General features: G+C 41.2%; 12 protein-coding genes. 11 read left to right on the plus strand and 1 reads right to left on the minus strand.

Going from position 1 to position 12166, the window contains the following annotated elements:
- The gene (locus HUU81_RS02095) at positions 1-879 is read left to right on the plus strand and encodes a cytochrome c oxidase subunit 3 (protein WP_199610628.1); all 879 of its coding nucleotides are present in this window, start codon (positions 1-3) and stop codon (positions 877-879) included.
- Between the two features lie 105 nt (positions 880-984).
- On the opposite strand, the gene HUU81_RS02100 is transcribed toward HUU81_RS02095, so the two are convergent.
- Positions 985-1194, minus strand: coding sequence for a DUF2909 family protein (locus tag HUU81_RS02100; RefSeq protein WP_199610629.1), 210 nt, complete (start codon positions 1192-1194; stop codon positions 985-987).
- Positions 1195-1220: 26 nt separating this feature from the next.
- Here HUU81_RS02100 and HUU81_RS02105 point away from each other — a divergent pair, with 26 nt between their 5' ends.
- From HUU81_RS02105 to HUU81_RS02150, 10 genes are all read left to right on the plus strand, one after another.
- The gene (locus HUU81_RS02105) at positions 1221-1952 is read left to right on the plus strand and encodes an SURF1 family protein (protein WP_199610630.1); all 732 of its coding nucleotides are present in this window, start codon (positions 1221-1223) and stop codon (positions 1950-1952) included.
- Positions 1939-2481: a hypothetical protein gene (locus tag HUU81_RS02110; protein WP_199610631.1), complete on the plus strand. Its 543-nt coding sequence runs from the start codon at positions 1939-1941 to the stop codon at positions 2479-2481. Before HUU81_RS02105 ends, HUU81_RS02110 begins: the two co-directional genes overlap by 14 nt.
- A 14-nt stretch (positions 2482-2495) precedes the next feature.
- Complete coding sequence (locus tag HUU81_RS02115) at positions 2496-3476, plus strand: COX15/CtaA family protein (protein ID WP_199611935.1); 981 nt, start codon at positions 2496-2498, stop codon at positions 3474-3476.
- A gap of 9 nt (positions 3477-3485) precedes the next feature.
- Positions 3486-4397, plus strand: coding sequence for a heme o synthase (gene cyoE / locus HUU81_RS02120; protein WP_199610632.1), 912 nt, complete (start codon positions 3486-3488; stop codon positions 4395-4397).
- Positions 4394-5029, plus strand: a complete 636-nt coding sequence (locus HUU81_RS02125) for an SCO family protein (RefSeq protein WP_199610633.1) — start codon at positions 4394-4396, stop codon at positions 5027-5029. Before cyoE ends, HUU81_RS02125 begins: the two co-directional genes overlap by 4 nt.
- A 343-nt stretch (positions 5030-5372) precedes the next feature.
- Positions 5373-5633, plus strand: coding sequence for an STAS domain-containing protein (locus tag HUU81_RS02130; RefSeq protein ID WP_199610634.1), 261 nt, complete (start codon positions 5373-5375; stop codon positions 5631-5633).
- Between the two features lie 30 nt (positions 5634-5663).
- Complete coding sequence (locus HUU81_RS02135; RefSeq protein WP_199610635.1) at positions 5664-6026, plus strand: response regulator; 363 nt, start codon at positions 5664-5666, stop codon at positions 6024-6026.
- Between the two features lie 87 nt (positions 6027-6113).
- On the plus strand, positions 6114-8399 hold the full coding sequence (locus tag HUU81_RS02140) for a chemotaxis protein CheA (protein WP_199610636.1): 2286 nt from the start codon (positions 6114-6116) through the stop codon (positions 8397-8399).
- 14 nt (positions 8400-8413) lie between these two features.
- Positions 8414-8917, plus strand: a complete 504-nt coding sequence (locus HUU81_RS02145) for a chemotaxis protein CheW (protein ID WP_199610637.1) — start codon at positions 8414-8416, stop codon at positions 8915-8917.
- Positions 8918-9979: 1062 nt separating this feature from the next.
- A complete protein-coding gene (locus HUU81_RS02150; RefSeq protein ID WP_407644843.1) occupies positions 9980-12145 on the plus strand; it encodes a methyl-accepting chemotaxis protein in 2166 nt (721 codons plus the stop codon).
- Positions 12146-12166 lie beyond the last annotated feature (21 nt).

A 12166-nucleotide genomic window follows, 5' to 3' on the forward strand; every position in this document is an offset into this window, starting at 1 on the left:
ATGTCAAACGAATACGAAAAATATTATGTTCCCGAGCAAAGCCCATGGCCAATTGTGGGTGCAGTGGGATTATTTTTAATTGCGATTGGGGCTGGTGCGTTTGTACGAGATCACGCCAATGAAGTAGATGGTTACGGTGGCTTTATTTTATTGGCGGGTATTGCCGTCATTATTTACATGTTATTTGGTTGGTTTAGAAACATCATTAACGAGTCGATGAGTGGCCTTTACAGCGCACAAATGGATCGTTCGTTTAAACAAGGAATGAGTTGGTTTATTTTTTCAGAGGTTATGTTTTTTATGGCCTTCTTTGGTGCGTTATTCTACGCGCGTATGTTTTCAGTGCCATGGTTAGGTGGTGCCAGTAACAATGCAATGACACACGAGTTACTGTGGAACTCATTTAATGCGGTATGGCCATTGGTTGAAACACCGGATGGTACAAAAACTGAAGCAATGGGGTGGCAAGGTTTACCTTTATACAACACCATCATTTTATTAATTTCTTCTGTCACCATTCATTTTGCGCATGTGGGTTTAGAAGAGAATAAGCGTAACCAACTTAAAACTATGCTAGGCGTTACCATCTTGCTAGGTATTGGCTTTTTATTCTTGCAAGTAGAAGAGTATGTCCACGCGTATCAAGAAATGGGGTTACGTTTAGATTCAGGCATTTATGGTAATACCTTTTTCTTATTAACGGGCTTTCATGGCATGCATGTGACGCTGGGCACGTTAATGCTAATTGTTATCTTTTTTAGGGTGTTAAAAGGTCACTTTACACCTCAAAACCACTTCGGCTTCCAAGCTACCAGTTGGTACTGGCACTTTGTTGACGTTGTGTGGTTATGTTTATTTGTGTTTGTATATATTTTATAAGTCGACTGACTTATAGCGCGAGCTGGGGGCTTTCTTCCTAGTATTCCTCATCCGAAGTGGAGGAATACTAGGGGGAAACACAGGCACTTCAATTACTGCATTGGCTTAATAAGGCCGAGGGTTGGGTGTAATAACACCGGTAGCCACAGCAAGCAACAATACAACGATAACTAAAACAGAAAATAACACCCTGCGACCTAAAAACTTAGACATGTTTGGTTGGTTGGGACCACTTTTTAACATAATAAATAATGCTCTAAACAAGTTAAATAATATGAGCAGTAACAAAAGCACCAAAATCGTTTTTAGAATCATATTTGTCCCTTTATAAGGTTGTTAAATTGGAAGTATTAAGTCGTTTCATTCATTTTAGATCCTTCGCCTTGATGATTACTTTGGCTGTTATTTGTGCATTGTGCAAGCTCGGATTATGGCAACTTGAGCGTGCTGAGCAAAAACAAAACATGCTGAATGCGCATCAAGCGCAATTAAATAGCCCCTTTCAGTCACTTGAGCAAATCAGTAAAAAAATCAATGTCTTCCCTTATAAAACTGGCTCAGCACTATTATCTGGACAACTTAATCATGATGCTGTTTGGTTATTAGATAACGTGGTACATCAAGGAAAAGTGGGCTACGACGTGGTCACGTTATTAGAAAATGAAACATACACTGCAATTATTAATCTTGGCTGGGTAGCGGGTTCAAAATCAAGAGAGCATTTACCGCATATTTCTCTGCCTAAGTCGATTACCGAACTTGATACTGTAATTAAATTTAATCCAGAGCCTAGCTTTCGACTGGCTGCATTAAATGCAGAGGCTGGTTGGCCGAAACGGATTCAGTCGATAGATATAGAACAAATGGCGCAACAAAGTAAGCGCACGCTTTTACCTGTGGTGTTATATGCAATGGATGGAAAGCAGACACCGTATCAACCCCATTATCAAATCATAAATATGCGTCCGGAAAAGCATCATGCCTACGCTGTGCAGTGGTTTTCGCTAGCGGTTGCAGCTTTATGTATTTTTATTTTTGCCAGTTGGAAAAGGCCTTCTTATGAAAAACAATAAAACGTTACTTATTTTTATCGCAACCTTTAGTATTCCTTTTGTGCTTGCCTTTGCGGTGTTGCAGTTTGGCTGGTTTAACGCAGGTACCACCAATAAGGGCGAGTTAATGCCTGCTGAATACAGCGTTAAAGCGGCTAAACGTGGTGATTTATGGCAAATCGTTTATTTAGTGCCGGAGGAGTGTGACGCATTATGTAAACAAGCGTTAACTGCAATGCGCCAAGGTATTCTGGCAATGGGTAAAAAGCAAGGTAAGTTACTGGCTGCGCCTTATTATTCGAATCAAGAAAACCGAGCCATGATAGAAAAAGTTATTGCCCCGCTACAGCATAAGCAAGTTGTTGATATGGCTGAACTTGAGCCGTCATATACAAATTATTTAGATAAAAATTACCTTTATTTGGCTGATCCATTCGGAAAAGTCGTGTTAAGGTATCCATTGACTAAAAATCATCCTGAAATGATAAAAATAACTAAAAACATATTAAGCGATATTTCTAAATTGCTTAAATATTCAAGGACTGGTTAATGGCAAAATTATCTATGAGGCGACTTGTTTTAGTCGCTATTTTACTCGCAGCAGTGGTGGTGATGCTAGGCGCTTACACGCGCTTAACTGATGCAGGGCTAGGTTGCCCTGATTGGCCCGGCTGCTATGGTCAGCTAACTGTTCCGCAAACGGAACAGCAAGTCTCTCAAGCCAATATGGCTTACCCTGAACGTCCTGTTGAACCTCATAAAGCTTGGAATGAAATGATCCACCGATACTTTGCGGGAGCGCTAGGTTTATTGGTGCTCTTTATCTTTCTTGCTTCATTTATGAAACGTGCACCGCATCGCCCGTGGCGTCATCCATTTATGTTGCTAGTAGTGGTTGTATTTCAAGCTGCGCTTGGCATGTGGACAGTGACCATGAATTTAATGCCCGTAGTGGTTATGGGGCATTTACTAGGCGGATTTACCGTTATTTCGTTACTGTTTTTGCTTTATTTACGGCTAAAGCAAATACGTATTCCGGGTGGTGATAAACATGCAAAATCACTATTAAAATGGCTGTATTTAGCACTAGCCATAGTCGTTGCGCAAATTGCTTTAGGCGGGTGGACAGCGGCTAATTATGCAGCGGTTACCTGCACCACACTGCCTGTTTGTGAAACTGATTGGTTATCTCGCTTAGATATCGTGTCGGCATTTACGTTACCTGACAATCACACTAACTATGAGTTTGGGGTGATGAATTATGATGCGCGCATGACCATTCACGTACTTCATCGCATTGGTGCCGTTATTACAGTGGGGTACTTGTTATGGCTAATGTTTAAAATCCAGCGCAAGTCAGTTTCAAGTATTATCAGGCGGTTAGGATTGGTTATGGGCGGAATTGTATTGCTGCAATTCGGTTTGGGGATCAGTAATGTTGTATTCAAATTACCTATTAGTGTTGCAGTAGCACACAACTTTGTTGCTGCTTGTTTGCTCATGAGTGTGGTGAGCTTGATTTACATGGTGTCGCGTAAGGCATAAGGAGATCACATGTCAGAAGTTATTGCTACAAATAAGTCAGCTATTCATTCAGCTGCTTCCTTTAAAGACTACTTAGAAATTACAAAACCAAAAGTGGTCGCGCTATTAGTATTAACCGCATTGATAGGCATGGTATTAGCACGGCCAGAATTACCAAGTGCTTTATCCATTATTTTTGCAATGTCGGGTATCGGCTTATTATCCGCTGCCGCCGCTGCTATTAATCACTTAGTGGATAAAAATATTGATGCCAAAATGGCGCGTACTCACAATCGCCCTGTGGCACAAGGGCGAGTGCAAAGTAAGCAAGCTATAATCTTTGCGTTTTCTTTAGCTGTTATTGGTTTCGCCGTATTGTATTTAGGTGCAAACCCGTTAACAGCATGGTTAACCTTAGCCAGTTTATTTGGCTATGCGGTGGTGTACACCATGTTTTTAAAACGTGCGACACCGCAAAATATTGTTATTGGCGGGCTAGCCGGTGCAATGCCGCCTTTACTAGGTTGGACAGCTGTAACGGGCGCATTAGAGCCGCATGCGTTGTTACTTGTAATGATTATATTTACATGGACGCCACCGCATTTTTGGGCACTGGCGATTCATCGCAAAGATGACTACGCCAAAGTAAATATGCCCATGTTGCCAGTGACTCATGGTATTGAGTTCACGAAAACCGCTATTTTCTTATACACACTATTGTTACTTGTAGTGTGTTTGTTACCATTCTTAGTTGGCATGACTGGGGTTATTTATTTGGTAGGCAGTTTTGTGCTAAATATGATGTTTTTATGGCATGCTTGGCAGCTTAAGTTTAATGCGAAACGATTTACGGCATTTAACACGTTTAAGTTTTCTATTTGGCATTTAATGGTGTTGTTTATCGTGTTATTTGTTGATCACTTTTGGAAAATAAATCTGTGAAATCTAAATTAATAATTGGCATAGGCGCGCTGGCGATGGTTGCTGGCGTAGCATTTTCGGTAATGACCTATTCAGGTAATGCCAGCTATACATCGGTTGCAAAAGTGTATGAAGAAGGGCGGCAGCTTGCTGAGTTTTCGTTAACAGATCAACACGGTCAAGCCGTTAATAAGACGAACTTGGCTGGCAAGTGGACGTTAATCTTTTTAGGTTATACATACTGCCCTGATGTGTGCCCAGCCACACTAGCGCGGTTAGCCAATTTATATCCTAAGCTTTTGCCACTGGCTGACGAACCCGTTCAGGTTATGTTTGTATCAGTTGACCCACAACGAGACACTTCAGAACGTTTAAAAGAATACGTAGATTATTTCAATTCTGACTTTATGGCGGTAACTAACCCTCACAAAGACTTGTTTCCGTTTGTAAGAAATTTAGGCTTGGTTTACAGCATGGTAGACGACACAAGCCAAGAAAACTATGCGGTTGATCACGCCTCTTCGGTTGTATTAATTGCACCTGATAAAACGATAAAGGCAATTTTTAAACCTGAATCTAAATTAGGGCAGCTGGCACTGGTTAATACGACGCTGTTGAAGCAGGATTTTGAGTATATAGTCGATGACTATTGAGCTTTACTAAGTGCAGAGCGGTGGTTTGCTCTGCATTATACTTTTCATTTCATTATTCAATTATTATTCGGTCAATATTCAATGATAACTCCATCAAGCGCATTATGTTGATTTAGGCATCCAAACAAACGAGCTTTTGTGTGTGCTACATTGCAGCTGTGAGGCCTGCTTCATTTACCTTTATGCAGCTTTAATTTTATTGGATGGATTTTTTATACCTCACTTAGGTAGTAATAATATCCAATCTAACCCCCTAATAAATGAAATCATTTTTCCTATTTTATGGAAATTTTAGATTATCGATCTAAGCTTGGATATAAACAAAAAACTCCTAATAAGTCTCATGTACGTTTTACCTAATCAAATGATTATAAATGACATTGAGTCAATACATACCAGTTTGACTGAATGGCTTAACCAGAACGAGCAAGTTGAATTTGACGCTAAGCAAGTGCAGCAATGCGATACGGCAAATTTACAGCTGCTATGTGTGATACAGAACGATTTGGTAAAAAGTGGTAAAAGCATTCAATGGCATGGTCAAAGTGATGCGCTTATTACAGCGGCAAAAATGTTAGGAGTGGCAGAGTTTCTTAAACTGTAGTCAAACTAACTTATTACAGGAATCACCTTGATGAAAAGAGTCTTAGCGGTTGATGATTCAGCTTCAATGCGTCAAATGGTTGGTTTTACCTTGCAAAAAGCAGGTTATGACGTGACCCAAGCGAGTGATGGTGTTGAAGCGCTAGAGATTGCGAAAAATAGTGAATTTGATGCAATTATTTCTGATGTGAATATGCCGAACATGGACGGCATTACGCTGATAAAGCACTTAAGAGAGCTACCTCAGTTTAAATTTACTCCAATTTTAATGTTAACCACAGAGTCGGGTGGCGATAAAAAAACTGAAGGTAAGGCGGCGGGGGCAACTGGGTGGATAGTAAAACCTTTTAATCCTGATCAATTACTTGCAGTAGTCGCAAAAGTGATTCGCTAATGGTGAATAGTTAGCGAATTAAGATTACGTGATTTTCAGCCTAACTAGCCCAAATTGTGTGAAGTTTTTCACTGATTAGGAAAGACAATGAGCATAGATCTAAGTCAATTTTATCAAGTTTTCTTTGAAGAAAGTTTCGAAGGCTTAGATATTATGGAGTCAGAGTTACTTAGTCTTTCGCCCGGTGAAGTTGACTCAGAAACCATTAACACGATTTTTCGCGCAGCTCACTCTATTAAAGGGGGCGGCGGGACGTTCGGGTTTAATGTTGTCACAGAGTTTACCCACGGTGTAGAAACTTTATTAGATCAAATACGTGACGGACAACGTGAGTTAACACAATATCATATTGACTTGTTGCTGCAATCAGTAGACTGCCTTCGAGATTTATTAACAGCGCTGCAAGATGAGCAAGAAGTCGATGAGGCGAACACTCAGGACGTTCAACAGAAAATAGAAGCGGTGCTCAATGATGAAGAGCCTGGTACTGCGACAGCACCAGCGAATGAAGCTGCACCATCAGCCCCGCCGGAAATCGAACCAGATAAAAAAGAAACGAATGAAGAAGAATTAGGTTATGGCTTTTTTGATGAAAGCTATGAACAAGATGAAGACGCTCCACAAGGGGAAGTTCGTACTACAAAATTCTGGGAAATTAGTTTTATACCTGAACCTCATTTATTTAAAACAGGCAATGAACCACTCTTTATTTTTCGTGAATTAGCTGATTTAGCTGAATTAAGTGTTACCGCTGATACCTCAAAACTTTTGCCATTAAAAGAGCATGTAATTGACGACTGTATGTTGAGTTGGAAATTAACATTAACGGGGGATGTGACTGAAGAGCAGATTAATGAGGTCTTTGAATGGGTAGAAGATGATGCGGAGATTAAATTAGAGCTTATTGCTGAATTTGAAGATGAAGATACAGAGGTCAATGAAGAAGATAAGCCCGTAGAAGCCGCGGCAGCGCAAAAAAGTGAGTCTACTCTTACCCCGTCACCAACGACAGAGGCTGATGCACCAAAGACTGTGCAAACTGCACAAGCGAAAACCAGTGATGTACCTTCAAGCCCTCCTGCAAAAGCAACGCCAGCAAAAGCGTCATCTGGCGGCAAGGCTAAAAAGCCAAAAGAGTCGAAGTCGTCTGAGTCCACATCAATCCGTGTTGGTATCGACAAAGTTGACTCACTGATTAACATTGTTGGCGAATTAGTGATCACGCAAGCGATGTTATCGCAAGTGGGTGAAGGTGAGTTTGACGAACATAAGCAGTTAACGTTGCAAGAAGGGCTAGCACAGCTGGCGCACAATACCCGCGACTTGCAAGAAAGTGTTATGCGAATACGCATGTTACCGATAAGTTTTGTATTTAGTCGCTTTCCACGCGTTGTCAGAGATACCGCCAATAAGCTAGGTAAAAAGGTGGAATTAAAGCTCATTGGTGAGCAAACCGAGCTAGACAAAACAGTGATGGAAAAAATCTCTGATCCTATGGTGCATTTAGTGCGCAATTCTTTGGATCATGGATTAGAAACACCCGAAGAGCGTGCTGCTGTAGGAAAAGGTGAAACGGGAACGGTTATTCTGAATGCCTTTCATCAAGGCGGTAACATTGTTATCGAGATTAAGGACGACGGTAAAGGGCTGAATACCGAAAAAATTAAAAGTAAAGCGATTGAAAATGGCCTTATCAGTCAAAGTGATGACCTAACCGATGATGAAATTCATCTCCTTATTTTCCAGCCCGGCTTTTCTACCGCTGATCAGGTGAGTGATATTTCAGGCCGTGGTGTAGGGATGGATGTAGTACGTCGTAATATTGAGTCTTTAAACGGCTCCATTGAGGTGATGTCAGAAGCCAACAAAGGCTCAACGTTTACTATACGTTTACCACTTACCCTTGCCATTTTAGACGGGCAGCTAGTGAAAGTGAGCACTAACACATACATCATTCCGTTAATCAGCATTATCGAATCCCTACAAGTTGATTTATCACAGGTAAATAAAGTAGGCGGTGGGCTGGAAGTGCTGAGACTGCGTGATGAATACATTCCCATTATCAAACTGTATAAGTTATTTCATCATGACGGCGCTGTAGAGAAATTAGAAGATGGTTTGTTAGTGATTGTTGAAGCCGATAATGAAAAGGTCGGGTTATTAGTTGATGACCTGTTAGGGCAACAACAGGTTGTTATTAAAAGCCTAGAAGCAAATTATGGCAAAGTTCCTGGTATCTCAGGCGCCACGATTTTAGGTGATGGCAGAGTTTCATTAATTGTTGATATTGCAGGACTTATACAGTTGGCACGGTTGAAAAAGCCAGGGCATCAAGGATTAGACTTTGAGCGACCTGTTGATGAAGCGGTTTAGGCTTAAGGATAACGATGAGTGACACCATAGAAACCATTAATAATCAGATAAACGATACGGATATTAATGCTGATGACAATGTTCAGCAGTACCTCACATTTATGATGGAAGAAGAAGAGTACGGTGTCGATATTTTAAGTGTGCAAGAAATCAGAGGTTGGGAAGAGGTCACAGTTATTCCGAACGCCCCTGCCTTTGTTAAAGGCGTGATTAATTTACGCGGCACAATTGTACCATTAATTGATTTACGAGCACGATTTAGCCTAGCTACTAAGCCATACACTGCGCTAACGGTGGTGGTGGTGATTAAAGTGGAATTTGAGCTCGACAATAAAATTATGGGTATCGTAGTCGATGCAGTGTCAGATGTGTACAGCATCGACGATGCTTCTATTAGCCAAGCACCAAGCTCAGGTGACAACGCTAACCATAGATACATAAAAGGATTGGTTAATGTTGAAGGGCAAATGGTGTCGTTATTAAACTTAACTAAGCTATTAAATTTGGAAATCAGCTAGTAGTAGGTAAGCAGTATGAAGCCATAGCAAACAGTGTAAAAGTTATGTCACGTCTTAAAGGAGGCAGCGACTATGCAACACGGGCAGTTATCACATATTAAGAATCCGATTAACAGACTTTCTGTTGGCACGAAAATTGGCCTTGTTGTCACTATTCTTTTGGTCGTTATCGCTGGCCTGTTATGGGAATTAACAAGCAGTCTAAAAGCGCGAGCAAAATTTGCGACTGAAGAATACATGGGGGCTGAATACACAGGACCAATCTACGATATTATAGAGTATGCGCAAGATTCGCGAGGTCAGCTATTGATCTACTTAAATGGTGATGAAAATGCGAAGAGTAGATTTACACGAGCGCAAAAAAGTGCGAACGATGCTATCAGCAAGCTTAGGCAACTAACCGCTGAAACGGGTGATGAGATAAATGTAACATCAGAGGTGAATAGTTTTATTTCAAAGTGGAATAGCTTGAGCGCACGAGGCACCGATTTTAGCAAAGAGGAAGCCTTTGAGAGTTACACTGAGTTTGTCGGTGACGCCGCCGATTTATTAATGGTTATTGCTAATAATTCAAATCTTATTCTAGATCCTAATCTAGATACTTACTATCTAATGGAAATTACTTCCATACGGGCGCACACCCAAGCAGAACTGTTAGGGGTGCTTCGTGGGAAAGGTTCTGCGGCCATTGTTAACGACACTATTTCTATTCAAAACCGCTTAACATTATCTAGTATGCTGTCTCGATTGGATATTGGACCAATCAATGCTGGATTAAAAACAGCCTACGATGAAAACCCCTCACTACGTACTGCGTTATCTTCACAACAGGAAAAAGTAAACAGAGCGGTGTCTGCGTTTCAAGAAAAAGCGCAGCTGTTAGCGGAAGGGAATTTGCTAGAGATTAATAGTCAAAATTATTATAGCTTGGGTACAAATGCGATTGATGCCTTATATGAATTAACTTCGCTGGCCATACCACAACTTCGCGACATTCTAAAAGAGCGTGCGGCAGAGTTAAATAATACCGTATTAATTATGACCATTTTTGCAGTAACGCTGATGGTATTAGCTATCGCATTTAGTGTGTATGTGATTAAAACAACGATTGAATCGTTAAACATGTTAAATGAAACCTTTGCCGATATTTCAAAAGGCAACTTTGATACCGAAGTGAAAATAAAAACGGCTGACGAACTGGGTAAAGCATTAGAGTCTGTTGACCAAATGCGTATTGGGTTAAAAGAGCAAATTGAAGAGTCCGAGCGGTTAAATAAAGTGAACTCTCGCATTAAACAAGCATTGGACGTATGCCAAACTAATGTCATGCTAGCTAATCCTGATCATGAAATTATTTATTATAACGATGCACTCATCAATATGATGCAGGCTAATGAAGCTAAGATCAGGCAGCAAGTGCCTCAATTTAACGCACAAGAGTTAATTGGTATGGATGCGGCCATATTCTATGACAACAAAGCGCAAGAGCATGTCAAACTGAATGAGCTCAAGCAAAGTGCAGAATCGAGAATGGAAATAAGTGGGTTAACCTTTGATATTACCGTTACGCCAGTGTTTTCTGCTGAAAATGAGCGCTTAGGTACAGTCATCGAATGGGATGAAATTACCGAGGAATTAGCGCGTTCGATAGAAGAAAAGCGTATTGCAGACGAAAATATGCGAGTGAGACAAGCACTAGATAATGTCTCAACATCGGCGATGATCGCAGACGATCAATACAATATCATTTACACTAATGAAGCTCTGCAACATCTTATGCAAAACGCTGAAGCAGATATGCGAAAAGACCTACCCAATTTCAGCGCAAATAATTTGCTAAATCAAAATATTGATACTTTTCATAAAAACCCTGCACATCAGCGTACACTGCTTAACCAGTTAACTAAAGCGTATCAAACTGAAATTAGCATTGGTGGGCGTACCTTCCAGTTAACCGCGAATCCAATAATCACTAATGAAGGTAATCGTATTGGTACCGTAGTTGAGTGGTTAGACCGTACGTCGGAAGTCGCGGTAGAAAAAGAAGTGGCAGACTTAATAGCGCAGGCGGGTAGTGGCGATTTAACCGCAAGAATTGATGAAGAGGGTAAGGAAGGTTTCTTTAGTATATTGGCAAATGGGTTGAATCAGCTGGTCGGTATAGCACAAGGCGTTATTGATGAAACCGCGATAATGTTTGATGCCTTAGCGCATGGTAATTTAACTAAACGTATTGAAGCCGACTATGAAGGAGTATTTGATAAGCTTAAACGCGATGCCAATGCTACCGCCGACAAACTTACCGATGTTATCGCGCGGATTAGCAGCTCTGCAACTATGGTAGCAAGTGGTGCAGATGAAATAGCTCAAGGCAATACCGACTTAAGTCAACGCACCGAAGAGCAAGCTTCCTCATTAGAAGAAACGGCATCAAGCATGGAAGAGATGACCGCAACCGTGCAACAAAATGCTGAAAATTCTAAAGTAGCCAACGAGTTAGCAAGTGATGCTAAAGATCGAGCACAACAAGGGGGCGAAATAGTCGCACGTGCGGTAAGTGGCATGGCAGAGATTAACGAAGCCAGTAACAAAATTGCCGACATTATCGGTGTGATAGACGAAATTGCTTTCCAAACTAACTTATTAGCGTTGAATGCGGCAGTAGAAGCAGCAAGAGCAGGGGAGCAAGGGCGCGGGTTCGCAGTTGTAGCTGGTGAAGTGAGAAACTTAGCACAGCGTTCAGCAGCGGCAGCCAAAGAAATTAAAGACTTAATACGTGACAGTGTGACCAAAGTAGAAGATGGCACTATGGCGGTCAATCAGTCAGGAGAAACGTTAAAAGAAATTGTTGAGGCAGTAGAGAAAGTTAGCAAAATGATTGCGGATATCAGCGTGGCGTCGCAAGAGCAAAGTTCTGGCATTTTAGAAGTCAATAAAGCCATTGCGCAAATGGACGAAATGACACAACAAAATGCGGCCTTAGTTGAAGAAGCGTCAGCAGCAGGCGAATCAATGGCTGAACAAGCAAGAGCAATGAGCCAGCTATTAAGCTTTTTTGCTATATCTGAAAACGGAGGTGGGGGCTTTAGTTCTGCACCTATGCAACAAGCACCAGCGGCGCGTTTACCATCATCCTCTAGTTTCGATTCTGGTAGTACCTCGTCAGGTTTTTCAAGTGGCTCGAACGGCAGCTTTGTTGATTCGGATGAAGAGTGGGAAGAGTTTTAAGGCGATGAGTCATGAATATAT

This window comes from Flocculibacter collagenilyticus (genome assembly GCF_016469335.1).
In the GTDB taxonomy this organism is placed as follows: Bacteria; Pseudomonadota; Gammaproteobacteria; order Enterobacterales; family Alteromonadaceae; genus Flocculibacter; species Flocculibacter collagenilyticus.

Coding starts and splice junctions, on each gene's coding strand:
- HUU81_RS02130 (WP_199610634.1), top strand. CDS start 5,373: ATGTACGTTTTACCTAATCAAATGATTATAAATGACATTGAGTCAATA.
- HUU81_RS02115 (WP_199611935.1), top strand. CDS start 2,496: ATGAGGCGACTTGTTTTAGTCGCTATTTTACTCGCAGCAGTGGTGGTG.
- HUU81_RS02100 (WP_199610629.1), bottom strand. CDS start 1,194: ATGATTCTAAAAACGATTTTGGTGCTTTTGTTACTGCTCATATTATTT.
- HUU81_RS02135 (WP_199610635.1), top strand. CDS start 5,664: ATGAAAAGAGTCTTAGCGGTTGATGATTCAGCTTCAATGCGTCAAATG.
- HUU81_RS02095 (WP_199610628.1), top strand. CDS start 1: ATGTCAAACGAATACGAAAAATATTATGTTCCCGAGCAAAGCCCATGG.
- HUU81_RS02110 (WP_199610631.1), top strand. CDS start 1,939: ATGAAAAACAATAAAACGTTACTTATTTTTATCGCAACCTTTAGTATT.
- HUU81_RS02140 (WP_199610636.1), top strand. CDS start 6,114: ATGAGCATAGATCTAAGTCAATTTTATCAAGTTTTCTTTGAAGAAAGT.
- HUU81_RS02145 (WP_199610637.1), top strand. CDS start 8,414: ATGAGTGACACCATAGAAACCATTAATAATCAGATAAACGATACGGAT.
- HUU81_RS02150 (WP_407644843.1), top strand. CDS start 9,980: ATGGTATTAGCTATCGCATTTAGTGTGTATGTGATTAAAACAACGATT.
- cyoE (WP_199610632.1), top strand. CDS start 3,486: ATGTCAGAAGTTATTGCTACAAATAAGTCAGCTATTCATTCAGCTGCT.